Below are 25,463 nucleotides of genomic sequence, written 5' to 3' on the forward strand. Positions count from 1 at the left end.
AGACAATTTCTATATTATTTCAATAGAAATTGTCTTTTTTTCACTTATCCAAGAACTTTATGTCCCGGACTCTATGTATTTAAATAATGTTATATTTTCTTTTTAATTAGTTTAAACAATGCTTGTTGTGCCATTTGATTTGCTTCTTTATTTTGTTCTCTAGGTACCCATTTTACAAACACCAATTCAAAACTTTTTTCGAGTATTTCCAAATTCTCATAATATGGTTTAAATCGTGCGCTTTTTACAAATCCTTGATTAACACTATCTTCAATTAATTTTGAATCAGTATATAATAAAGCATTAACAACATTCAGTTCACGAGCATGTTCAAGTGCATGAATAAGGGCAGCCCATTCCGCACTGTGATTATCTAGTTCGCCTAAGTCGTGCGTATATACATACTTTTCATCATTTTCTTTGATAACTATTCCACATGCACTTCGCCCAGGATTACCTCTGGTAGCTGCATCAAAGTAAATTTTTGCCATATAAAATTAACACCTTTTTAATTTTTATAATTTCACTATTCTTATCGTATTACAAAATAAGAAAATAAGGAATGGCATAGATTTCATTAAGAAATCATTTCCATTCCCATAATATTCTTTAATATCCCTTATCTAGTTTATGAATTTGACCTTTACGATACATAGACTTAGCTATATAACCGAATGGTACATTAAATATAGTAGAAATAAGTTTTAATAAATAAGTTGTAATGAATATTTCGAATACAACCATATTTGGTAAAGTTCCTGCAAACGCAATTGTGACAAACAGTGCTGTGTCAATAATTGAACTTAACATGGTACTACCATAAGCACGAATGATAAATGTTTTATCTGAGCTGAATACCTTTTTAATTGTAGAGAAAATAAATACATCGACGTGTTGTCCAATAATATACGCAATAATGGAACCTACTGCAATTCTTGGCACTAAATCAAATATTGTTGATAATGATTTTTGAGCCATATCTTCAGGTGCAGGTATAAAATGTAGTGACATTTGCATAACAATAATCATAACCAATGTAGAAGAGAATCCTAACCATACAGCTCTCTTCGCAACTTTACGACCATATATGTCATTTAGTATATCTGTAGCTAAATAAATAGACGCAAACATCACATTACCCAAAGTAGCAGAAATACCAAAAATATGAACTGTTTTGATTACTTGAATATTAGCAATAATTGTACCAATTGCTACCCAAGCAATTAAGCCCTGTTTGCCAAAACATCGAAACATTATAACCATTAATATAAATGTAACAAGAAATGTTGCTACACCGAAAATTTCATTATACATAAATATCCTCCTAAATTTTGATGATGCGGGTGTTTAGAAACCGCAAAAACAACTTAATCATTTTATAGTAATTACTACATAAATGCAATACGACTTACCATTTTCATCAACACTTATTATTTATTAAATCGATTATTTCAAAATAAATACAAATTAAGTTATACTTATTCCATGCTTATATTAAGACAATACTGTACTTAAGGAGTGACTGTTATACTTACACATTCCGAACAAGAAGCAATTGATAAAATTGATGAATTAATGAATACTTATTGTGACAAATGTTTACTAAAAACACATATCAGAAAGACCGAAGGTAAGACACAAGCACACCATTTTTGTATATCTGAGTGTTCAATAGGTAAACAAATCAAACAATTAGGTAATGAACTTCAATAGGAGGTAAGGACTATGCAAATTGTTTCAATTGAAGAAACACCAAATCATAAGACTATGAAAATTAACCTAAGTGAAAAAAGAGAAGATAATAAATCTAATACATTTACTTCTGCACAAGAAGGACAACCTGATTTCATAAATAAACTGTTCGATATTGATGGTGTAAAATCAATATTCTATGTTATGGATTTTATTTCTGTCGATAAAGAAGATAATGCAGATTGGAATAATATTCTTCCTCAAATTCAATCTACTTTTGAATAAATATTTACAAGGGGACATGCACTTATGGAAATATTAAGAGTAGAGCCGACACCAAGCCCTAATACTATGAAAATCGTATTATCTAACAAAAGGGAAGACAATAAATCTAATACATTCACATATATAGAAGAACAACAACCACAATTTATTAATGATTTATTAGCAATTGACGGTGTCAAATCTATATTTTATGTGATGGACTTCTTAGCTATTGATAAAGAGCCTAAATCCGATTGGGAAGTGGTCTTACCTCAAATCACTTCAACTTTAAATAATGAATCATTTATAGATTCATCACATAAGCCCGATGAACACTATGGAGAGATTAAAGCTGAAGCACTTATGTTTAAAGGTATTCCATATCAAATTAAACTCACTACGACTTCAGATGAAAGTCGTAAACAGTTGCCGGACTATTTTGTTGAGAGTATGTTAAAAGCTCAAAAAGATGGAGACAATGTTGTGTTTTTACGTAAATGGCAAGATTTGGGAGTTAGATACGGTGATTTAGAAGAAGTTATGAATGAAGTGTACGAAGAAATCATTGCTTTATATCCATCTGAAAAGTTAGCATCTCTAGTTCAAACTGCATTAGAAACTGATATTGTTATTCCTCAGCAACAATATCACCATGTAACTTTAAATGAATATAAAGAGGCTACTGATTGGAAAGATAAATTAAGAATGTTAAAAGAATTTCCAACACCTACACTTCAAGATATTGACCTATTAGATGAAGCTTTACAAGAAGATAAAGCACCCCTAAGACGACAAGCTATAGTATTAATAGGCATGATTGAAGAAAAAGAAATTCTGCCATACTTATATAAAGGCTTGCGTGATAAGAATCCAGCTGTTAGACGCACTGCTGGAGATTGCTTAAGTGATTTAGGTTTTAAAGAGGCTCTGCCTGAAATGGAAAATGCCTTAAATGATCCGCAAAAAATTGTACGTTGGAGAGCTGCTATGTTCCTATTTGATGAAGGCGGACCTGAACAATTACCTAGTCTAAAGTCACACGCTAATGATCCTGCTTATGAGGTCAAACTTCAAATTGAGATGGCAATTTCTAGAATTGAAAATGGTGATGAGGCACTAGGTTCTGTATGGAAACAAATAGCTAATCGAAATAAATAATTATGTTAAAGTAAAACTAAATTAGGAGTGAAAATTATGAATCCTTATGAACAATATATGCAAGAATTAGCACAACAAATGAGAGCTGAACTCACTGAAAATGGTTTTGAAAGTTTAGAAACAAGTGAAGATGTATCAAATTATATGAAAAATGTTAACGAAGAAGATACAACATTTGTAGTAATTAACTCTACATGTGGTTGTGCTGCTGGCTTAGCCAGACCTGCAGCTGTTGCCGTAGCAGAGCAAAATGATAAAAAACCAACAAATAAAATCACTGTATTTGCTGGACAAGATAAAGAAGCAACTCAAACGATGCGAGAGTACATTCAACAAGTTCCATCAAGTCCATCCTACGCTTTATTTAAAGGAACAGAATTAAAACATTTTATCCCTAGAGAACATATCGAAGGTCGTGACATTCAAGATATCTGTATGGATATTAAAGATGCATTTGACGAAAACTGCTAAGCAGTATAATTTTAAATAATTTGAATCATCCATATTAGAGAATACACTCAGAGTTACTATTATCAGCCTAAATTAAGGGTATAAACTTGAATTGAGTAAATAAGTACTCACTTTTCAATCCCAAATATAAAATTAAAAACTAATTTTATATTTGGGATTTTTTTATTTTAATTTTATAAATACGCATTATCTAGTATAATATTCATTAATATAAACAATTCTAGGAGATGAGCAAAATGTTAAATTCCTTTGATTCAGCTTATCATGCTTTATGCGAAGAAATATTAGAAATTGGTAATCAACGGGATGATCGTACTCATACCGGTACTATTTCTAAATTTGGTCATCAGTTACGATTTGATTTATCTAAGGGTTTCCCATTACTTACAACAAAAAAAGTATCTTTCAAACTTATCGCTACAGAATTATTATGGTTTATTAAAGGCGATACAAATATACAATACTTACTAAAATATAATAATAATATTTGGAATGAGTGGGCCTTCGAGAAATATGTGCAATCTAATGATTATCATGGTCCTGATATGACTAATTTTGGTCATAGAGCACTACAAGATGATGAATTTAATGAACTGTATAAAGAAGAAATGTCTAAATTCAAACAACACATTTTAAATGATGACTCATTTGCAAAAAAATACGGAGATTTAGGTAATGTATATGGTAAACAATGGAGAGATTGGGTAGATAAAGAAGGTAACCACTTTGATCAACTTAAAACCGTTATTGAACAAATTAAAAATAGTCCAAATTCTCGCCGACATATTGTCTCAGCATGGAATCCAACAGAAATAGATAGCATGGCTTTGCCACCATGCCATACTATGTTCCAATTTTATGTTCAAGATGGCAGATTAAGTTGTCAATTGTATCAACGAAGTGCAGATATTTTCTTAGGTGTACCATTTAATATTGCTAGCTATGCATTATTAACACATTTAATAGCAAAAGAGTGTAATCTTGAAGTTGGAGAATTTGTGCATACTTTTGGTGACGCACATATTTACTCTAATCATATTGAAGCAATAAAAACACAATTGTCTAGAAACAGTTTTGATCCGCCAACTTTAAAAATTAATTCAAATGCATCTATTTTCGATATCAATTACGAAGATTTAGAATTAATTGGATATAACTCACACCCAGCAATTAAGGCACCAATTGCAGTATAATATGCTGGAATTTTGCGATTATTAATATAAACAATTTTTCATACGGAGGGGAAGGGAAATATGACTTTATCAATTTTGGTAGCACATGATGAACAACGCGTTATTGGATATAATAATGATTTACCATGGCATTTACCTAATGATTTGAAACATGTTAAAAAATTATCAACTGGAAACACGCTAGTGATGGGGAGAAGAACATTTGAGTCAATTGGTAAACCGCTTCCTAACAGAAGAAATGTAGTGTTAACGAGTGACACAACGTTTAACGTTGATGGTGTAGATGTGATTCATTCTATAGATGATATTTACAAATTAGAAGGTCATATTTTTATCTTTGGTGGTCAGTCATTATTTGAAGAAATGATTGATAAAGTAGATGATATGTACATTACTGTTGTTAATGGTAAACACCAGGGCGATACATTTTTCCCACCTTATACTTTTGAAGAATGGGAAGTAGAGTCATCGGTAGACGGAGAGTTAGATGAGAAAAATACAATTCCACATACGTTTTTACATTTAGTACGTAAACATTAAATTAAATTGATAAACCGGAGGCACTTATGACTAAACAAATTATCGTGACTGATTCTACATCAGATTTATCACATGAGTATCTAAAACAACATAATATACACGTAGTACCTTTAAGCTTAACGATTGACGGAAAATCATTTGTTGATCAAATAGATATTACATCTGAGGCTTTTATTCAACGAATTGAGGAAGATGCCGACGTAAAAACAAGCCAACCACCAATCGGGAAATTTATTGAACTATACGAAGAACTTGGTAAAGAGGATGTTGAAATCTTTAGTATCCATATGTCATCAGGCCTAAGTGGTACATACCAAACTGCTTTGCAAGCTAGTGATATGGTTGACACTAAAGTAACCGTAATTGATTCCAAATCTATTTCATTCGGACTCGGCTACCAAATCCAACGACTTGTTGAATTAATTAATACGAATCTTTCGTCTAATCAAATCGTAAACAAACTTAAAGAATTACAAAAGAACATTAAACTCTTTGTTGTAATTGGACAATTAAATCAATTAATTAAAGGTGGACGCATAAGTAAGACTAAAGGTTTTATTGGTAATATAATGAAAATTAAACCCGTCGGCACTTTAGAAGATGGATATTTAGAAATCGTACATAATGCACGTACACAAAATTCTAGTATTCAATATCTAAAAAAAGAAATTTCAGAATTTATCGATAAACATAAAATTAAATCGATTGGTGTTGCTCACGCAAACGTTCTTGACTTTGTTGACAAGCTTAAGTTGCAATTTGATGAGGCATTCGGCCAACAGAAATATGATGTTAATGTAACGACACCAGTTATTTCAACCCATACCGGTCAAGGAGCAATCGGCTTGGTTGTCGTTCGTGAATCAAATTAATCTTATTGCTTACTTCCTAATGTTCTTTTAATAAAATTCATCATTGTGAGTAGATTACTTTAAATAAAAGTATTTATATCGTAAATTTAAATAATGACAGAGGAGGTAATAATATGGCATATGCAACTTTAGCTGGAGGATGTTTCTGGTGTATGGTTAAGCCTTTTACATCATATCCCGGTATTGAAGAGGTAGTATCTGGATATAGTGGAGGTCATGTTGAAAATCCAACCTATGAACAAGTTTGTACTAATCAAACTGGACATAGGGAAGCTGTTCAAATTCAGTTCAACTCAGACATTACGTCCTTTGAAAATATCTTAGATGTATATTTTAAAACTTTTGACCCTACAGACGGCGGTGGTCAATTCTTCGATAGAGGAGAAAGCTATGAACCGGCTATCTTTTATCATGATGAAGAGCAAAAGAAAGCAGCTGAACTTAAAATACAACAATTAAATGAAGAAGGTATTTTTAAAAAACCTGTTATAACGCCGATTCTTCCATACAAAAACTTTTATCCTGCGGAAGACTATCATCAAGATTATTACAAGAAAAACCCTGCTCATTATGAGCAATATCAACGTGGATCAGGAAGAAAATCATTTATCGAAACACATTGGGGGTCTCAAAATGATTAAAAAAGATAAAAATGAATTAAATGAAATGGAATATTTAGTTACTCAAGAAAATGGTACTGAACCTCCATTTCAAAATGAATATTGGAATCATTTTGATAAGGGTATTTATGTAGATAAAATTTCAGGCAAACCATTGTTTACTTCAGAAGAAAAGTTTGAATCTAACTGTGGATGGCCTAGTTTTTCTAAATCAATTGATGATGATGAAATCATTGAACTCGTAGATAAAACATTTGGTATGATTAGAACAGAAGTCAGATCAGAAGATGCTAACAGTCATTTAGGTCATGTATTCAACGATGGTCCGAAAGAAAGTGGTGGACTACGTTATTGTATTAATTCTGCAGCGATTCAATTTATCCCTTATGATAAGTTAGAAGAACTTGGATATGGAGATTTAATTCCGCATTTTGAAAAATAGGAGTGACTAATTATGTTTAAAAAATTATTTGGTAAAGGTAAAGAAGTTAATAAAGAAATTGAAATTTATGCACCATTAACTGGCGAATATATTAATATTGAGAATATTCCAGATCCAGTATTTGCACAAAAAATGATGGGCGAAGGCTTTGGTATTAACCCAACTGAAGGAGAAGTTGTTTCTCCAATTGAAGGTAAAGTTGACAATGTATTTCCAACTAAACACGCAATAGGACTTAAAGCAGATAATGGTTTAGAAATATTAGTTCATATTGGTTTAGACACTGTTCAATTAGATGGTCAAGGTTTCGAAATCTTAGTAAGTAGTGGCGACACTGTTCAAGTTGGTGATCCATTACTTAAATTTGATCTAGAATATATTAGAAATAATGCGAAAGATGTTATTTCACCAATTATTATTACAAATTCAGATCAAACTGAATCAATTCACGTCAATGATGTTAAAGCAGTCATTAAAGGTGAAACTAAAGTTGTTGATGTGACTATGAGCTAATGAAAGAACATTCATTCTATCAATTTGCTCTAACGGTTAGAGGCCGTAAAGATAGCAAGGGAGACTTAGCTGAAGAAATATTTAATGATTTGTCTTTTCCAAAACATGAAAAAGATTTCAATCAATTGTCTGACTATATTGAAATGCAAAGCGACATATCAGTACCCATGTCAGAGTTTGATGATTTATATGAAGAGTATATAGAATGGTTAAAATTCTGACTTACTCAGTAATGTGATTAGCACATGTATCATATTAAAATTGCATTAAAAATTTCATAACAGCTGGCTAAATGAGTAGTATATCAAATTTTCTCAATTCTAGTCATCTTAGCGGGGGTGGAACGAATTCTTTACGAATTCTGTCCCACTCCTTTTGTGCTTTTTTATTCAACTTATTTCTTAAAAGTTGCGCTTGTATTTAAATAACGACATACTTATATTATCTTTTTAGATAAAATTATAAATACATAAGATGTTATATGAGGAAGTGTTTTTTTATGAGTCATAATCCTGAGGAAAAACAAAGTAATTTAGACTCCAATCATAAAAACGAATCATCTTCTAATAAAAGAATTAAATTTAAAACTTGGCAGTTCATATTACTTTTATTAGGAGTTGTGATTATTACAGCTGGGATTACAGTTGCAGCAACAATTGGCATTAGTCACAAAATAAGCGGATTAACTAAAGATGAGCGTCAAGAAATTAAAAAAATTGAATATGCTTATAAGACACTGAATAATGATTACTATAAAAAACAAAATGCTGGTAAATTATCTGAGGCTGCTATAGATGGCATGGTTAAAGAACTTAAAGATCCGTATTCTGAATACATGACTAAAGACGAAACGAAAAGCTTTAATGAAGATGTTTCAGGCGACTTTGTAGGCATTGGTGCAGAAATGCAAAAAAAAGATAAACAAATAATGATTACTAGCCCTATGAAAGATTCTCCTGCTGAAAAAGCCGGTATCCAACCAAAAGATGTTGTTACTAAAGTGGATGGAAAATCCGTAGTAGGTAAACCTTTAGATCAAGTAGTAAAATTAGTACGTGGTAAAGAGGGAACAACTGTCAAACTAACAATAAAACGTGGTTCTCAAGAAAAAGAAATTAAAATAAAACGTGGTAAAATCCATGTAAAAAGCGTGGAATATAAGAAGAAAGACAACATTGGAGTATTTACTATAAACAAATTCCAAGATAATACTGCAGGCGAACTTAAATCTGCTATTATTAAAGCTCATAAAGACGGTGTTCGTAGTATAGTATTAGATTTAAGAAATAATCCTGGTGGTCTACTTGATGAAGCAGTAAAAATGGCTAATATCTTTATAGATAAAGATCAGACAGTTGTAAAACTTGAAAAAGGCGATGACACAGAATCAATCAAAACGTCAAATGACGCTTCTAACGAAGCTAAAGACATGAAAGTTAGTATACTAGTAAATGAAGGTTCTGCCAGTGCATCAGAAGTATTTACTGGTGCAATGAGAGACCACAAAAAAGCTAAAGTTTACGGTTCAAAAACTTTTGGTAAGGGAATAGTACAGACAACTCGTGAATTTAAAGATGGCTCATTATTGAAATATACACAAATGAAATGGTTAACACCTGATGGTCATAATATTCATGGGAAAGGTATACAACCTGATACAAAAATAGCTTCACCTCAATATCAATCTATCAGTGTCATTCCAACTGATAAATCTTATTCTGTTGGTGATAATACAAAATACGTGAAATCTATCAAAATCGGTTTAGATGCATTAGGCTACAACGTTAACAATGATTCTAAACAATTTGATACACAGTTGGAATCAGCTATTAAAAAATTCCAATCAGAACATGAATTATCAGTAAATGGTAAATTTGATAAAAAAACTAATGAGAAATTTACACAGTTATTAGTTGAAAAAGCTAATAAAGAAGATAAAGTTTTAGATGAATTAATTAATAAACTAAAATAAAGAGGTGTGTCACAAACAATGATAAGACTAGGTAATATGCAAGATATTTCACAAATAGAAACTTTAGTTGAAGAAGCCAAAAAATTAATGAAAGAATTTAATAATAATCAATGGGATGATAAATATCCCGTTACAGAACACTTTGAAGAAGACATCAATACCGAAACACTATATGTGTTGGAAGAAAATGACACAATTTATGGCTTTATCGTGGTCGACCAACAACAATCAGAATGGTATGATGAGTTAGAATGGCCAATCGATCGTGAAGGCGCCTATGTCATTCATAGACTTGCTGGATCACAACAGTATAAAGGAGCAGCTACAGAGTTATTTGATTTCGCAGTTAAGTTAGCTGAAGAACATAATATCCATGTTCTTTTAACTGATACTTTTGCTCTAAATAAGCCAGCACAAGGATTATTTGAAAAATTTGGTTTCATAAAAGTCGGTGAAGCAGAAATTGACTATCATCCATTTGATAGAGGCGCACCATTCTACGCATATTATAAAAACATTTAAGAATAGAGGTTAATTACTATGTCTAAAATAGCATTTACCGGTGGCGGTACTGTTGGACATGTATCGGTCAATTTAAGTTTAATTCCAACAGCTACTGATAAAGGGCACGACGCATTTTATATTGGTTCTAAAACAGGTATAGAACGTGAAATGATTGAATCACAATTACCTAACATTGAATATTATCCAATATCTAGTGGTAAATTACGTCGATATCTATCAGTTGATAATGCGAAAGACGCATTTAAAGTTTTAAAAGGTGTTATTGATGCACGCAAAGTATTAAAAAGAGAAAAACCAGACCTATTATTTTCTAAGGGAGGATTTGTTTCAGTACCCGTAGTAATAGCTGCACGCTCACTAAACATTCCAACAATTATACATGAATCGGATTTAACACCAGGCTTAGCTAATAAAATTTCACTGAAATTTGCTAAAAAAATCTATACAACATTTGAAGATACATTAAAATATTTACCTAAAGATAAAGCAGACTTCGTTGGCGCTACCATTCGACAAGACTTAAAAGAAGGTAATCAATCACGTGGATACCAGTTAACAGGTTTCGACGCCTCAAAAAAAGTATTACTCGTCATGGGTGGTAGCTTAGGTAGTAAAAAGCTTAATCAAGCTATACGTGAAAATTTAGAAGCATTACTTCAAGACTATCAAATTATTCATTTAACAGGTCATGGACTAGTTGATTCTAGTATTGATGCTAAAGGCTATGTTCAGTATGAATTTGTTAAAGAAGAGTTAACAGATTTATTAGCTATTACAGATACTGTAGTTAGCCGTGCAGGATCTAATGCTATTTATGAATTTTTAACATTGCGTATTCCTATGTTATTAATACCTTTAGGACTTGATCAATCACGTGGTGATCAAATTGATAATGCTGAGAATTTTGAATCTAAAGGGTATGGTAGAACCATCCCTGAAGATCAACTTACACAGGTTAAATTATTAGAACAACTTAAAGAAATTGAAAATGATCGAGAGTCAATCATTAAACAAATGGAGACTTACAGAGAAAGTTATACGAAAGAAGATCTATTTAATAAAATTTTAAAGGACGCTCTATAAACTCAGGAGGTGCAGATAATGAATCGTACAAAACGTATTACTTTGCTAATCGTTTTCACCTTAATATTTGGTATCATTGCATCCTTCCATGAGTCTAGACTGGGTAAATGGATTGATACTGAAGTATATGAATTTATTTATTCATCTGAAAGTTTCATCACTACTTCTATCCTTTTGGGTGCCACTAAGTTAGGAGAAGTATGGGCAATGGTCTGTCTATCTCTAATGTTAGTCGCATATTTAATGTTAAAACGCTTTAAAATCGAAGCGCTATTCTTTGTGATTGTTATGTCTCTTTCAAGTATATTAAATCCATTACTGAAGAATATTTTTGACCGAGAGCGCCCAACATTATTACGATTAATTGATATATCTGGATTTAGCTTTCCTAGTGGCCATGCTATGGGGTCAACATCATTCTTTGGTAGTGCGATGTTCATAGCCAATAGAAAAGCATCAGGTCATAATAAAGGAATTATTATAGGATTATGCGCATTATTTATTCTTCTGATTTCTATTTCAAGAGTATATTTAGGTGTGCATTATCCTACAGATGTCATTGCTGGTATAATTGGCGGTGCTTTCTGTATTGTTCTTTCAACTTTAATACTTAAAAATCATTTATATCCAACAGCTACGTAAAATATATCGAGATACATTCTTAAAATGCGAGATTGTATCTCGATTTTTTTAAAGGATTAAAAATAAGCTATTTGATTTGGTAGATATTCAAAAGATTTAATCAAATCAGTAAAACTAAATAAAAAAGCAGTGAACCTCGGCATTAGATTCACTGCTTTTTATTAAAACGTTTAAAGTAAGTTTGAAACTTTAACGTTAGTCTTTTACGGGCATATAAAAGGGGAATAACTTGAAAATGACCAATCCTTTAAGAACGAAATATATGTGGGGGGAATTGTCTTATTCGGTATTGATAATCATTTTCAAATACTATTATACATCATTGATAATCATTGTCAATTATAATTGCGAAAAATTCTCATTTAAATTTGATTATATCATTACAATTTTAATCCATTCTCTATTTTCAGTCTTTACTGTGATAAAATATAGCTTATATTATAAGAATATGTATTCAAAAACGGATCATTGATTTAACTCATTCTAGCTATTTAAAATATGATTAATGCATAATAAAAGAGGTGAAAATAATAATGACTAATATACTTATTGTGGAAGATGAACAAAATTTAGCCCGCTTCTTAGAACTAGAACTAACTCATGATAATTATAGTGTAGATATAGAATATGAAGGACAGGCAGGGCTCGATAAAGCACTAAGTAATAATTACGATTTAATTATATTAGATTTAATGTTACCAAACATAAATGGCTTAGAAATATGTCGCCGTGTCAGACAGGAACAATCAACGCCTATCATTATTATTACGGCTAAAAGCGATACATATGACAAAGTGACCGGTTTAGATTATGGTGCTGATGATTATATAGTAAAACCCTTTGAAATTGAAGAACTATTTGCACGCATTCGTGCAGTACTCCGTCGTCAACCTCAAAAGGATATCATTGATATCAATGGCATTAAAATAGACGTCGATGCTTTTAATGTCACAATTAATGGAGAACAGTTAGATTTCACTAAAACTGAATATGACTTACTTTATTTATTAGCAACTAACAGAAACCGTGTGCTACAAAGAGAACAGATCTTAGATCATGTTTGGGGCTATGACAGTGAAGTTGAGACGAATGTCGTAGATGTTTATATTCGATATTTACGCAACAAACTTAAACCTTATGGTAAAGATAAAACGATTGAAACCGTTCGTGGTGTTGGGTACGTGATCAGATGATTAAAAAGGGTACTTTAAAATATAAGTGGATGATGATTACAACGTTAATCATGTTTAGCACAATTATTCTTTTCTGTCTTGTTATAATCTTCTTTTTAAAAGATACCTTAAGAGACGGTGAGATTGATGAGGCTGAACACAGTTCAAGTGAGATCGTTAATTTAGTAGAATCACGATCTATGAATAATATTACTACATTAGATTTGACTGCTATGTTGGAGAATTTTGAAAAAGCCATCATTTACGATCGAAATGGTAAACAATTAATGCAATCCTCAAATGAAAATATGATTAATTTTAAACCTGATATTGATTTTGTTGATCCTGAAACGATTCAAATTTCAAAACATAACGGAATCCCTTACTTAATTATTACAGAACCAATACATAGTGAACGTTTTGAAGGCTATAGTGTTTTAATTCACTCCCTTGAAGGATATAACAATGTCGTTCGTTCTTTATATTTTGTAGCCATTGCATTTGGTTTGTTAGCAACTTTCATTATGGCGGGTATAAGTTATATTTTTTCAACGCAATTAACTAAGCCACTTGTAACCATGTCGAACAAGATGATTCAAATACGACGAGATGGATTTCAAAATAAACTTGAACTCAAGACGAACTATGAAGAAACAGATAATTTAATCGATACCTTTAATGATATGATGTACCAAATTGAGGAATCATTTAACCAACAACGCCAATTTGTTGAAGATGCTTCTCACGAGTTACGCACGCCGCTACAAATCATTCAAGGTCATTTAAATTTAATTCAACGTTGGGGTAAAAAGGACCCAGCTGTACTTGAAGAGTCTCTTAATATTTCATTAGAGGAAATGAATCGAATAACGAAGTTGGTTGAAGAATTATTATTATTGACTAAAGACAAAGTTAATATTCAGGCATTAGAATTTGAAGAAGTAAATATTAACGAAGAAATTCGTTCACGTATTAAATCTTTAAAACAATTACATCCTGATTATCAATTTAAAACGCATCTATCAAAGAAACCATTAACATTACAGATTAATCGTCATCAGTTTGAACAGTTATTACTTATTTTTATTGATAATGCAATGAAGTATGACAAAGATAATAAGCAAATCGAGATAGCTACTCAATTAAGAAACAAACAAATTAGTATTGAAATTACAGACCATGGTCTTGGTATTCCTAAAGAAGATCAGGAGTTCATTTTTGACCGTTTTTATAGAGTTGATAAATCCCGCGCAAGAAGTCAGGGTGGTAATGGCTTAGGTCTTTCTATTGCTGAGAAGATAGTACAACAATATGGTGGTTATATAACTGTTGACAGCGAAGTAAATCAATATACAACGTTTAAAATTATATTTAAATAAATATTTAAATCGAAACTGGGACAATTAAGTTGTTCCGGTTTTTTAATGCATAACTTTCTTTCAAATAATCATCTACAATTAAAACACTCATTCAAACTATTTCTATTTCACATTTTCAGTAAAATTTTCCATCAATTTTCACACAAAATCATATAAATTCAAATTACTAGATTTGGTATTTTTGTTTTTTCCATAATATTCAGTCAATGGACTTTATCAAAGCCACAAATAGTGCTATTATTGACCTGTAAGCGGTTTAACTATTTTGTGGAGGGTAATACTATGGCAAAGGATAACAAGGATGTTACAGAAGCTCCTGTAAACTTCGGTGCTAACCTAGGTTTAATGTTAGATTTATACGATGACTATCTACAAGACCCTAGTTCAGTGCCTGATGATTTACAAGTTCTTTTCAGCACTATTAAAAATGGCGAAGCTCATGTCGCAGCTAAGTCAACCACTGAAGGGAGTGGTTCATCAGCAGGCGATGGTACAATTAAGCGTATTATGCGCTTAATCGACAATATAAGACAATACGGTCACCTTAAAGCTGATATTTACCCTGTTAATGCTCCTAAAAGAACTAATCTTCCTAAGTTAGAAATTGAAGAGTTTAACTTAGATAAAGAAACATTAGAAAATGTCTCAGCTGAAATTGTATCTGATCATTTCAAAGATATATATGATAATGCTTACGAGGCAATTGAAAGAATGGAGAAGCGTTATAAAGGGCCGATAGCCTTTGAATATAATCATATTAATAATAATAAAGAACGTACGTGGTTAAAACGACGTATTGAAACACCATATAGAGCTAATATCAATAATGATGAAAGAAAAAAATTATTTGATACTTTAGCGCATGTAGAAGGCTTTGAAAAGTATTTACACAAAAACTTTGTTGGTGCTAAACGATTCTCTATTGAGGGTGTTGATACATTAGTTCCAATGTTACAACATACCTTAAAACGTGCTGCTGAAATTGAAATTAACAATATTCAAATTGGTATGGCACACAGAGGTCGTTTAAATGTTTTAACTCACGTGCTAGAAAAACCATATGAAATGATGATTTCTGAGTTTATGCACACAGATCCTATGAAATTCTTACCAGAAGATGGCAGTCTTGAACTAACTGCTGGATGGACAGGAGATGTGAAGTATCACTTAGGTGGTGTGAAGACAACTTCTTCATATGGTATTGAACAACGAATTTCATTAGCTAATAACCCAAGTCACTTGGAAATTGTTGCGCCAGTGGTAATTGGTAAGACACGTGCATCACAAGATGACACAAAACACGCTGGTAAACCAACTACAGATTTCCATAAAGGTATGCCAATTATAATTCATGGGGATGCTGCATACCCAGGACAAGGTATTAATTTTGAAACAATGAATTTAAGTAACCTAGATGGTTATTCAACTGGTGGTGCCTTACACATCATCACAAATAATAGAATTGGATTCACTACGGAACCAGTTGATGGACGTTCAACAACATATTCAACTGATATTGCGAAAGGTTATGACGTACCAATTTTACATGTAAACGCAGATGATGTTGAAGCAACAATTGAAGCTATTGATATTGCAATGGAATTCCGAAAAGAATTTCATAAAGATTTTGTAATTGATTTAGTTGGCTATCGTCGTTACGGGCATAATGAAATGGACGAACCTTCGATTACAAATCCACTTCCATATCATAATATTCGCAAATATGATTCAGTTGAAATTATTTATGGTAATAAGTTAGTTGAAGACGGCGTTATTTCTAAGGAACAAATGGAAGACGTAATGGATAAAGTTCAAAAAGAAATGCGTGCTGCTCAAGACAAAATTGATAAATCAGATAAAATGGATAATCCAGATATGGAAAGACCTGAGTCATTGCAAGAACCTTTACAAAGTGATGATAAGGATTTCTCAGTAGATCATCTTAAAGAAATTAATGATGCTATGCTTACATATCCTGAAGATTTCCATGTACTTAAAAAGCTAAATAAAGTTTTAGAAAAACGTAGAGAGCCTTTCGAAAGTGAAAATGGTTTAGTAGACTGGGCTCAAGCTGAGCAACTTGCATTTGCAACGATTGTTCAAGATGGTATATCTGTTCGATTAACTGGACAAGATAGTGAGCGTGGTACATTCAGTCATAGACATGCTGTATTACACGATGAAGAAAATGGTGATACATTTACACCATTACATCACGTGCCTAATCAAAAAGCCACATTTGAAGTTCACAATAGTCCATTATCTGAAGCAGCTGTCGTTGGCTTTGAATATGGCTATAATGTTGAAAATAAAAATAGCATGAATATTTGGGAAGCTCAATACGGAGACTTTTCTAATATGGCTCAAATGATGTTCGATAATTTCATGTCATCAGCACGTGCTAAGTGGGGAGAAAGAAGTGGTTTAACGCTATTCTTACCTCACGCATTTGAGGGTCAAGGACCTGAACACTCTTCAGCACGTTTAGAAAGATTCTTACAACTAGCAGCTGAAAATAATAGTACAGTTGTTAACTTATCTAGTTCAAGTAACTATTTCCATTTATTAAGAGCACAAGCTAAAAGTTTAGGTACTGAAGCTATGAGACCATTAATTGTAATGTCTCCAAAAAGCTTATTAAGAAATAAAACAGTTGCTAAACCAATAGATCAGTTCACTTCAGGTGGTTTCAAACCTATTATTGTCGAGGATGGAAATAAAGAGAAAGTGACTAAACTTGTATTAGCATCAGGTAAAATGTTCATAGATTTAAAAGAACATTTAGCTAAAAATCCTGACGATTCAATTTTATTAGTTGCAGTTGACCGTTTATATCCATTCCCTGAAGGGGAAATTAAAGAAGTATTAAATGAATTACCTAATCTTGAAACAGTATCTTGGGTTCAAGAAGAACCTAAAAATCAAGGCGCTTGGTTATTCGTTTATCCTTATTTAAAATCACTTGTAGGTAACCAATTTAATTTAAGTTATCACGGTAGAATTCAACGTGCAGCGCCAGCTGAAGGTGATGGAGAAATTCATAAACTTGTTCAAAATCAAATTATTGAAAGTAGCATTGAAAAATAACTAGGGGGAAATATTATGCCAGAGGTAAAAGTTCCAGAATTAGCAGAATCTATAACAGAGGGTACCATTGCAGAATGGTTAAAAAATGTGGGAGATAGCGTTGAAAAAGGCGAAGCTATCCTAGAATTAGAGACAGATAAAGTAAACGTTGAAGTTGTTTCTGAAGAAGAAGGTGTACTTCAAGAACAATTGGCTTCTGAAGGCGACACTGTGGAAGTTGGCCAAGTTATCGCAACTGTTGGCGAAGGTAGTGGTAATGCTTCTTCAAGCAAAGAAGAATCTTCAGACCAATCTCAATCTGCGAACAATGACGAAGCGACTAAAGAATTAGCTCAACCAACAGAATCTCAATCAAATAATGAAGAAACGCAATCTAATCCTAACAATCAACGTGTTAATGCAACCCCATCAGCTCGTCGCCATGCACGTGAAAACGGTGTAGATTTAAGCACTGTTTCTGGAAAAGGAAACGATGTTGTACGTAAAGATGATGTTGAAAATAGTCAAAAAGCAGCTCAATCTCAATCTTCTCAAGAAACAAGCAAAAAAGAAGAACCTAAAAAATCTTCAGGTGCACCTAATAAACCTGTAATTAGAGAAAAAATGTCTCGTAGAAAGAAAACAGCTGCTAAAAAATTATTAGAAGTTTCTAATAATACAGCAATGTTAACTACATTCAATGAAGTAGATATGACAAACGTAATGGAATTACGTAAACGTAAGAAAGAACAATTTATTAAAGATCATGATGGAACTAAATTAGGTTTCATGTCATTCTTTACTAAAGCTGCTGTAGCTGCATTGAAAAAATATCCGGAAGTAAACGCTGAAATTGACGGCGATGACATGATTACTAAACAATATTATGACATCGGTGTTGCGGTTTCTACTGATGATGGATTATTAGTTCCTTTCGTAAGAGATTGTGACAAGAAAAACTTTGCAGAACTTGAAAGAGCTATTGCTGACTTAGCAGTTAAAGCAAGAGATAAAAAACTTGGTTTAGATGATATGGTTAATGGATCATTTACAATTACTAATGGTGGTGTATTTGGTTCAATGATGAGTACTCCAATTATTAATGGTAACCAAGCAGCTATTCTTGGTATGCACTCAATCATTACCCGTCCAATTGCAATTGATAAAGATACAATTGAGAATAGACCAATGATGTATATTGCTTTAAGTTATGACCATAGAATTATTGATGGTAAAGAAGCAGTAGGATTCTTAAAAACGATTAAAGAATTAATCGAAAGCCCTGAAGATTTACTTTTAGAAAGCTAATCTTAAAGGAATATAACCTCAAACTAATATTAATACAACGGCGTCACATCGTCGTTGTATTTTTTATCTTAAATTTTCAAAAATTAAAAATCATAAATAGAAGTTCAATCAATAAAATAGGCTAATCTTTGTAAGTAGTTGAATTTAAGATGACAAAAAAAGGGAAATCAATGCTAGATCGTTGGGAAGATGACAAGAAAATGTTTGAAGAACAAGCACCTAAAGAGAGTAAAGAAATAATTAAGAAACGTGAAGATGACTTTATTAAAAGGCTTAGAGAAATGCAAAAGAAAAGCTAAAGAAATAAGTGTTACACATAAAAAAATTAAAGATGTTATTCAATTAATATTATACAAGTAATGTACAATGCCCTTAAAATAAATCGAGGTGTTATAAATGGATTTAACTTTTGAAGAACAAATAAAATTAAGAGATATAGCTCGCAAAATGACAAGAGCACGAACAATTGAGGAAAAATGGAAAAGAGAACAAGAAATGGATAAGTTGCTCGGTATATATAAATCAAACACAAAAAATGCTGATTTACCTAAATTTGTACCAGAAGTATCAGATGAAGAGTTAGAAGATATATTACTTGGCCGAAAATAAATAACACTTATTTATAAAAAGTTCTTAGGACAATTGTATAGAGAATTCAGATTGTAATTTTTTAGAGAATAGCAAATAAAGTATTAAAGTAATTAGCGGTTATATTATAGACTAATAATGGAATAGATAAATCTCACAATTATTATTACATCTCATCATTAATACAACTATTAAAATTAAAGTATAAGCATTGTCAATTGACTAAAAACGAACTATTTTCAATTATATAAAATTAAATCATCAATTAAATGGCACAATTCAAATCATCCCCCTATCTTATAAAATAAGGGTAGGGGAGGGCTTGTTGATATTTATTATAAAATTTTATTTAAATTCATTATACGTATTTTTTGAATTACAATGTCTCTTCATATGTATTTTTGAACTCATTAAATTAAGGGTCCATTATGTAGTTCATGATATAAATCATATTTAAAATGCGTTATAATAATTAGGAAAAGACAAATATTAGGGGTGTCATGCATGAGTGGACTTAGAAGTGTCACATTAGGGACAAGTGATCTTTCTAAAACAAATAAACTATTTAAAGATATTTTAGGACTAAACGTAGCATCTAAAAATCAAGCTTTACGTTTTGGTGATGCAGATTTGAGTCCAGGTACACGAATACATTTTGTTGAAGTGCCAAATCCTGAATATGAAAATCAACATATCGCTAGTGTTGGTTTGAGAACGCCGACAGATTCAGGATTGGATGAGTATCAAACGATATTAAAAGAAAATCAAATTCAAGCGAGTGATGTTACTGAGTTAAACGGTAATAAGCATTTTAACTTCGAGGATAGCAACCATCAAATTTTTGATATTTATTCGAATGAACATAATACGGGCGTAGGTCTAGGCACACCTACTTTTGATAGTACAGTAAATCCGCTACATCAAATTCAGGGACTTGGTCCTATTATTATTAAAGTTAATGAACTGCCAGTTACTGCATCTATCCTAAAGAATGTATTTAACTTAACGCATTATGCTGAATATGAATCAACAGAGTTTCCCGAACAAGTGATACAAGTATTTCAAATCGGCGAAGGTGGTTTAGGTGGTGAACTTCATTTATATCAGCCTAATGAACCTATTGAATTAAAAGAAGAAGGTATCGTTGAACAAATTGAATTTAATGCAAATTCAGTTGAAGCATTCAACAATGCACAAAAGGAATTAGATGACATTGGTATTCCTTATCAGACGTTAAATCAAGGCGATGCTCAATCACTACGTATTACAGAGAATAGTGGCATCTCATTTATTTATACATTAGAAAAGTAAAGACAATAATTATATGGAGGCATGAAATTTATGGCAATGTTACATGAAACATGGAAAACACGTACACCTATTAAAAAAGTTGAAGTGATTAATACAGATGCTAAGAAATTCACAGTTTCTGATATGTTAACTGTTGGAAAGCAATATGATGTTATTAATGAAACTGAGGAATACTATCAAATTATTGATAATTCTGGTTTAGTCGGTGGTTATTATAAAACGTACTTTAAAGAAGTTTAGTATCAATAATTAAGTATGTTCATGATTTAATCAAGACTTGGGGGTTATTTTGAAAAAGTAATCGTTGAAATATACTCAACATTACTTTTTTAATGCAACTTCTTAGTCTATTTTTCATTTTAAAGAAGGAGAGTAAATTACAAAAATGATTAAGAATCAATATATTAATTCAGATGAGTCCGTATTTAATGATGCTAAAGCATTATTTAATTTAAATAAAAATATATTACTTAAAGGGCCAACAGGTTCTGGTAAAACCAAATTAGCGGAAACACTTAGTGCAGCTGTTAATACACCAATGCATCAAGTTAACTGTTCAGTAGATTTAGACGCTGAAAGTCTACTTGGTTTTAAGACAATTAAAACAAACGAACAAGGTCAACAAGAAATTGTTTTTATAGATGGTCCTGTAATTAAAGCAATGCGTGAAGGACATATCCTTTATATTGATGAAATAAATATGGCCAAACCTGAAACATTACCAATACTAAATGGTGTTCTAGATTATCGTCGCCAACTTACAAACCCATTTACTGGAGAAGTGATAAAAGCGGCGCCAGGATTCAACGTTATTGCGGCAATTAATGAAGGCTATGTAGGTACACTTCCTATGAATGAAGCTTTGAAAAACCGTTTTGTTGTTATTCAAGTAGATTATATAGACGGTGATATATTAAAAGACGTTATTAAGCAACAAAGTCAACTTCAAGATGATGCTATTATTGAACAAATCATCAAATTCAATGAGGATTTACGTACAATGTCTAAACAAGGACAAATTTCTGAAGAAGCAGCTAGTATCAGAGCATTAATAGATTTAAGTGACTTAATTACTGTAATGCCAATAGAGCGTGCTATTAAACGTACAATTATCGATAAATTAGAAGATGAGCGTGAACAACAAGCAATCAAAAATGCGATTGAATTAAACTTTTAGAGAGGGATTATTATGAGCGATCGTTTTATCAAATTTAATGATGAGCAATTAGATGCTAAGCAAGTTATGATGCTACAAGACTTAGCGCGCTTACTTCTTAAAAATGAGCAAACACAAGTTAAAATTCAAAAATTCCCTTACTATGATCCAATTAATAACACATTGATCACAAGTTGGTTCTGGTCGCACCGTCCCGAGCATATAGAGAAAGCCGGTCTTAAAACTGACGTGATGCTCGCAGCCTATGGGTATCAAATGATGGATGAATCTATTGTGAATGAAGTATTACATGATGATGAGTTTGAACACCCTAAGTTTTATCAGCAAATCTTTAGATTACTAGAAGATATGCGCGTGTTTAATCATATTCGTAATGAACGCCCAAGTACGTCTAAATTAATAGATTTACGTTTACAAACGAGATTGTCTTATACTGAATCTCAAATTAAATTCTATAAAACTAAAACTGTTTATACTGATTTACTATTTTTATATTTAGAAAAAGCATTTCTCAGTCAGAATTTCTTTGATATTCCAATGATGCATTCACAATTAGACGATATTTTGAATTCTATGTTTCAATATCTGCCTAACTTTTTCCAAAATGAAACATCAGAAGATAATATGTACTTAGCTCAACGTATTATGTTTCAAATTGATGATATGCTAACCAAAGATATGTTAAATGAATATTATCATCTCCCTCGTCGTGTATATGAGGCAATCCATGAAATGACGTTTGATGAGTTAAAACGTACAGATGCGAGTAATGTAGATGGAAAAGACAATACCTCTGAGGATACGGACTCTGAGACTGCTGAAGCTGAAACGAATGCCCAAGATAGTAAATCAGAAGGCGGTGCTTACCTTGAAATGGAACTTCACGAGGGCGAGAATAGTGAGGTAATAAGTGATAATGATACTGCTCGTGAAGGTGATTCTACAGACGATATGACAGACATGATGACTAAAAAGGGTCGTGGTTCTGATAATACATTAAATAATGATGAAGGTGGCTCTATAGGAGAGAATACGTCATTCGCACTTAAAGGGATTAATGAAAATGTAGAAATTAAATGGAATGTTCCCGATATCGAACCGGATTACTTATTAGAGTATCAAAATGTTAAAAACGATGTTCAATTTGAAACTAAGGATTTAATTCAAATTATCAAGAAAACCATTGATCGCGAGCACGTTGATGAGCGACATAACCTTACTAAAGGTCGTTTGCAAAGAGATTTAACAAATTGGTTTATCGATGATCAATATAAATTATTTTATAAAAAACAAGATTTAAGTAAAACGTTTGATGCCACTTTTACTTTATTAATTGATGCATCTGCAAGTATGTTCGATAAGATGGAAGAGACAATCAAAGGTGTTGTTCTTTTCCATGAAACATTGAAAGCATTAAATGTCAAACATGAAATACTTGCGTTCAATGAAGATGCATTTGATTCTGATGATCGTAAACAGCCTAACATCATTGATGAAATTGTTCATTATGATTATTCAACCATGGAAAAAAGTGGCCCACGAATCATGTCTTTACACCCACAAGATGATAATCGTGATGGCGTAGCTATACGTATTGCTAGCGAACGTTTGCTAAGAAGAAGTCATAATCAACGTTTCTTGATAGTATTTTCCGATGGTGAACCTTCAGCATACAATTATGCGCAAGATGGTATTTTAGACACTTATGAAGGTGTAGAAATGGCCCGCAAATACGGTATTGAAGTATTTAATGTGTTTTTAAGTCAAGATGTTATAACAGAGGATATCGAACAAACCATTCATAACATTTATGGTCAGTACGCGTTATTTGTAGAAGGTGTAGAAAATTTGCCGAGTCATTTATCGCCATTACTAAAAAAATTACTTCTAAAATCATTTTAAAGAATATAAGATTTCTATTTTAAATATTTATCAACTTTTCAAATTTTCTGAAATCACATAGACTTGTAAATCCTTTTTATGCTAGAATGTTTAATATTGCAAACATACACATAAAAAGGAGCAATTCTATGAATAAGAATACTTGGATAGTAGGATTTACATTATTCGCTATGTTTTTTGGCGCAGGTAATCTTATTTTCCCACCAAATTTAGGCCAAGATAGTGGTCATTTCTTTTGGCCAGCAGTTATCGCATTTTGTTTAACAGGAATTGGCTTACCATTGTTAGGCGTTATCGTTGGCGCATTAGATAAACAAGGGTATGTAGGTTCATTAAATAAAATATCACCTAAATTTTCTGTAATATTTTTAATAATTATATATTTAACAATAGGACCTCTGTTTGCAATTCCGCGTACAGCTTCGACTTCATTTGAGATGACTGTGACACCAATTGCTCATACAAATAGTAATTTGGTGCTATTTATATTCACCCTTATCTATTTCCTAGTCATTCTTTACCTATGTATAAATCCAGGTAAAATTGTAGATCGTATAGGATCTCTATTAACACCATTATTATTAATAACAATTTTAGCAATGATAATTAAAGGATTTGTTGATTATAGTGGTAATGCACCATCTCATGGAAACCAGGTTGATTACAATTCAGCTATTGGAAGTTTCTCAAAAGGCTTTACAGAAGGGTACTTAACTATGGATGCAATCGCAGCAATTGCTTTTTCAATGATTGTAGTTAACGCGATAAAAGCCACAGGGGTTAAACATGCAAATCAAATATTTAAACAAACTGTTATGTCAGGATTAATTGCAGCCATAGCGCTTGTATTTATATATGTTTCATTAGGTTTTATAGGCAATCATATGAACGTTGACAACGCGACACTCAAAAATCTGACAGCTAAAGATCAAAATGTTGGCGCTTATTTATTAACAACAATGGCGGCGAATGGTTTTGGTGTCTTCGGTAAATATTTATTGGGTATTATCGTTGCACTCGCTTGTTTAACAACTGCTTGTGGCTTAATTGTATCTGTAAGTCAATATTTTAATAGAATATTCCCTAAAGTTTCATACAAAGCTTATACAATATTTTTTACTTTGATTAGTTTCATACTGGCAAATTTAGGTTTAAATGCTGTAATTTCTATGTCAGTACCAGTATTGAGCGTCATCTACCCAATTGCAATAACTGTTGTGTTACTAATTTTACTTGCACGATTCATTCCAACTAAACCAATTGCACAGCAAATACCAATTGCAGTTATTAGTATTGTTTCAATATTAAGTGTTATAAGTACCAATGGTTGGGTGAAGATGTCATTTATTGAGGCTTTACCGTTAAAGCAATATTCTTTAGAATGGTTCCCAATAGCAGTAGTCGCAACTATTATTGGATATGTCGTTGCTAAATTCGTAAACCAAGACCATATTGTTTATCAAAAAGAATAGCTATCTAAACGAATTAATTATATTAAAAAAGAGTCTGGGACATAAACCCTAGAGAAATAGCCAGTAAATGAGTTTTAACAAATTCATTTACTGGCTTCTTT

The 25,463-nt window shown here is 31.9% G+C and carries 27 protein-coding genes and 2 pseudogenes; 27 read left to right on the plus strand and 2 right to left on the minus strand.

Features of this window, described 5'->3' with window-relative positions:
- Window positions 1-89: 89 nt before the first annotated feature.
- Together AC1RRU_RS11355 and AC1RRU_RS11360 are read right to left on the minus strand one after the other, a co-directional pair.
- On the minus strand, window positions 90-491 hold the full coding sequence (locus tag AC1RRU_RS11355; RefSeq protein ID WP_011275768.1) for a ribonuclease HI family protein: 402 nt from the start codon (window positions 489-491) through the stop codon (window positions 90-92).
- A 118-nt stretch (window positions 492-609) separates the two neighbouring features.
- A complete protein-coding gene (locus AC1RRU_RS11360; protein WP_011275769.1) occupies window positions 610-1,314 on the minus strand; it encodes a queuosine precursor transporter in 705 nt (234 codons plus the stop codon).
- Between the two features lie 204 nt (window positions 1,315-1,518).
- Here AC1RRU_RS11360 and AC1RRU_RS11365 point away from each other — a divergent pair, with 204 nt between their 5' ends.
- The 27 genes and pseudogenes from AC1RRU_RS11365 to brnQ3 all read left to right on the plus strand — a co-directional run bounded on the left by AC1RRU_RS11365 (window position 1,519) and on the right by brnQ3 (window position 25,362).
- Window positions 1,519-1,713, plus strand: a complete 195-nt coding sequence (locus tag AC1RRU_RS11365) for a zinc-finger domain-containing protein (protein ID WP_011275770.1) — start codon at window positions 1,519-1,521, stop codon at window positions 1,711-1,713.
- 12 nt (window positions 1,714-1,725) lie between these two features.
- Window positions 1,726-1,977 carry a NifU N-terminal domain-containing protein gene (locus tag AC1RRU_RS11370; protein WP_011275771.1) on the plus strand — a complete coding sequence of 84 codons (252 nt, stop codon included), beginning with the start codon at window positions 1,726-1,728 and terminating at the stop codon, window positions 1,975-1,977.
- A 24-nt stretch (window positions 1,978-2,001) separates the two neighbouring features.
- Window positions 2,002-3,114 carry a conserved virulence factor C family protein gene (locus tag AC1RRU_RS11375; RefSeq protein WP_011275772.1) on the plus strand — a complete coding sequence of 371 codons (1,113 nt, stop codon included), beginning with the start codon at window positions 2,002-2,004 and terminating at the stop codon, window positions 3,112-3,114.
- Between the two features lie 36 nt (window positions 3,115-3,150).
- A complete protein-coding gene (gene brxA, locus AC1RRU_RS11380) occupies window positions 3,151-3,585 on the plus strand; it encodes a bacilliredoxin BrxA (RefSeq protein WP_011275773.1) in 435 nt (144 codons plus the stop codon).
- A 236-nt stretch (window positions 3,586-3,821) separates the two neighbouring features.
- Window positions 3,822-4,778, plus strand: coding sequence for a thymidylate synthase (locus AC1RRU_RS11385; protein WP_016931303.1), 957 nt, complete (start codon window positions 3,822-3,824; stop codon window positions 4,776-4,778).
- A 60-nt stretch (window positions 4,779-4,838) separates the two neighbouring features.
- The gene (locus AC1RRU_RS11390) at window positions 4,839-5,318 is read left to right on the plus strand and encodes a dihydrofolate reductase (RefSeq protein ID WP_011275775.1); all 480 of its coding nucleotides are present in this window, start codon (window positions 4,839-4,841) and stop codon (window positions 5,316-5,318) included.
- A 26-nt stretch (window positions 5,319-5,344) separates the two neighbouring features.
- Complete coding sequence (gene fakB2, locus AC1RRU_RS11395; protein WP_011275776.1) at window positions 5,345-6,190, plus strand: fatty acid kinase binding subunit FakB2; 846 nt, start codon at window positions 5,345-5,347, stop codon at window positions 6,188-6,190.
- A 113-nt stretch (window positions 6,191-6,303) separates the two neighbouring features.
- Window positions 6,304-6,831, plus strand: a complete 528-nt coding sequence (gene msrA / locus AC1RRU_RS11400) for a peptide-methionine (S)-S-oxide reductase MsrA (RefSeq protein WP_011275777.1) — start codon at window positions 6,304-6,306, stop codon at window positions 6,829-6,831.
- The gene (gene msrB, locus AC1RRU_RS11405; RefSeq protein WP_011275778.1) at window positions 6,824-7,252 is read left to right on the plus strand and encodes a peptide-methionine (R)-S-oxide reductase MsrB; all 429 of its coding nucleotides are present in this window, start codon (window positions 6,824-6,826) and stop codon (window positions 7,250-7,252) included. The genes msrA and msrB overlap by 8 nt, the downstream gene beginning before the upstream one ends.
- 12 nt (window positions 7,253-7,264) lie before the next feature.
- On the plus strand, window positions 7,265-7,765 hold the full coding sequence (locus AC1RRU_RS11410; protein WP_016931302.1) for a PTS sugar transporter subunit IIA: 501 nt from the start codon (window positions 7,265-7,267) through the stop codon (window positions 7,763-7,765).
- Window positions 7,765-7,986 (plus strand): YozE family protein, encoded by a 222-nt coding sequence (locus AC1RRU_RS11415; RefSeq protein ID WP_011275780.1) that lies wholly within the window; start codon window positions 7,765-7,767, stop codon window positions 7,984-7,986. The genes AC1RRU_RS11410 and AC1RRU_RS11415 overlap by 1 nt, the downstream gene beginning before the upstream one ends.
- A 278-nt stretch (window positions 7,987-8,264) precedes the next feature.
- The gene (locus tag AC1RRU_RS11420) at window positions 8,265-9,737 is read left to right on the plus strand and encodes a S41 family peptidase (protein ID WP_011275781.1); all 1,473 of its coding nucleotides are present in this window, start codon (window positions 8,265-8,267) and stop codon (window positions 9,735-9,737) included.
- Between the two features lie 18 nt (window positions 9,738-9,755).
- The gene (locus AC1RRU_RS11425; protein WP_011275782.1) at window positions 9,756-10,259 is read left to right on the plus strand and encodes a GNAT family N-acetyltransferase; all 504 of its coding nucleotides are present in this window, start codon (window positions 9,756-9,758) and stop codon (window positions 10,257-10,259) included.
- An 18-nt stretch (window positions 10,260-10,277) separates the two neighbouring features.
- Window positions 10,278-11,345, plus strand: a complete 1,068-nt coding sequence (gene murG / locus AC1RRU_RS11430) for an undecaprenyldiphospho-muramoylpentapeptide beta-N-acetylglucosaminyltransferase (protein ID WP_048668054.1) — start codon at window positions 10,278-10,280, stop codon at window positions 11,343-11,345.
- 18 nt (window positions 11,346-11,363) lie between these two features.
- On the plus strand, window positions 11,364-11,987 hold the full coding sequence (locus tag AC1RRU_RS11435) for a phosphatase PAP2 family protein (RefSeq protein ID WP_016931301.1): 624 nt from the start codon (window positions 11,364-11,366) through the stop codon (window positions 11,985-11,987).
- Between the two features lie 235 nt (window positions 11,988-12,222).
- Window positions 12,223-12,329 (plus strand): annotated as a pseudogene (locus tag AC1RRU_RS11440) (hypothetical protein); the annotation flags it as partial.
- A 191-nt stretch (window positions 12,330-12,520) separates the two neighbouring features.
- Window positions 12,521-13,180: a response regulator transcription factor gene (locus AC1RRU_RS11445; RefSeq protein WP_011275785.1), complete on the plus strand. Its 660-nt coding sequence runs from the start codon at window positions 12,521-12,523 to the stop codon at window positions 13,178-13,180.
- Window positions 13,177-14,538, plus strand: coding sequence for a HAMP domain-containing sensor histidine kinase (locus AC1RRU_RS11450; RefSeq protein WP_016931300.1), 1,362 nt, complete (start codon window positions 13,177-13,179; stop codon window positions 14,536-14,538). Before AC1RRU_RS11445 ends, AC1RRU_RS11450 begins: the two co-directional genes overlap by 4 nt.
- Before the next feature lie 282 nt (window positions 14,539-14,820).
- Window positions 14,821-17,629, plus strand: a pseudogene (locus AC1RRU_RS11455) (2-oxoglutarate dehydrogenase E1 component).
- Between the two features lie 11 nt (window positions 17,630-17,640).
- Window positions 17,641-18,912 carry a dihydrolipoyllysine-residue succinyltransferase gene (sucB, locus tag AC1RRU_RS11460; protein WP_011275788.1) on the plus strand — a complete coding sequence of 424 codons (1,272 nt, stop codon included), beginning with the start codon at window positions 17,641-17,643 and terminating at the stop codon, window positions 18,910-18,912.
- Between the two features lie 149 nt (window positions 18,913-19,061).
- Entirely contained in the window at window positions 19,062-19,211 is a 150-nt protein-coding gene (locus tag AC1RRU_RS11465; RefSeq protein WP_016931298.1) for a hypothetical protein, read from the plus strand.
- A gap of 97 nt (window positions 19,212-19,308) precedes the next feature.
- On the plus strand, window positions 19,309-19,521 hold the full coding sequence (locus AC1RRU_RS11470; protein WP_011275790.1) for a hypothetical protein: 213 nt from the start codon (window positions 19,309-19,311) through the stop codon (window positions 19,519-19,521).
- 483 nt (window positions 19,522-20,004) lie between these two features.
- The gene (locus AC1RRU_RS11475; protein ID WP_037559239.1) at window positions 20,005-20,811 is read left to right on the plus strand and encodes a VOC family protein; all 807 of its coding nucleotides are present in this window, start codon (window positions 20,005-20,007) and stop codon (window positions 20,809-20,811) included.
- Window positions 20,812-20,847: 36 nt separating this feature from the next.
- Window positions 20,848-21,051, plus strand: coding sequence for a DUF6501 family protein (locus tag AC1RRU_RS11480; RefSeq protein WP_029376685.1), 204 nt, complete (start codon window positions 20,848-20,850; stop codon window positions 21,049-21,051).
- A 145-nt stretch (window positions 21,052-21,196) separates the two neighbouring features.
- On the plus strand, window positions 21,197-21,988 hold the full coding sequence (locus AC1RRU_RS11485; protein WP_011275794.1) for an ATP-binding protein: 792 nt from the start codon (window positions 21,197-21,199) through the stop codon (window positions 21,986-21,988).
- A 12-nt stretch (window positions 21,989-22,000) separates the two neighbouring features.
- A complete protein-coding gene (locus tag AC1RRU_RS11490) occupies window positions 22,001-23,890 on the plus strand; it encodes a vWA domain-containing protein (protein WP_037559234.1) in 1,890 nt (629 codons plus the stop codon).
- Between the two features lie 128 nt (window positions 23,891-24,018).
- Window positions 24,019-25,362 carry a branched-chain amino acid-like transporter carrier protein BrnQ3 gene (brnQ3, locus tag AC1RRU_RS11495; RefSeq protein ID WP_053023650.1) on the plus strand — a complete coding sequence of 448 codons (1,344 nt, stop codon included), beginning with the start codon at window positions 24,019-24,021 and terminating at the stop codon, window positions 25,360-25,362.
- The last annotated feature ends 101 nt before the right edge of the window (window positions 25,363-25,463 follow it).

It is taken from the genome of Staphylococcus sp. GW821-FHT11H10 (assembly GCF_058807855.1).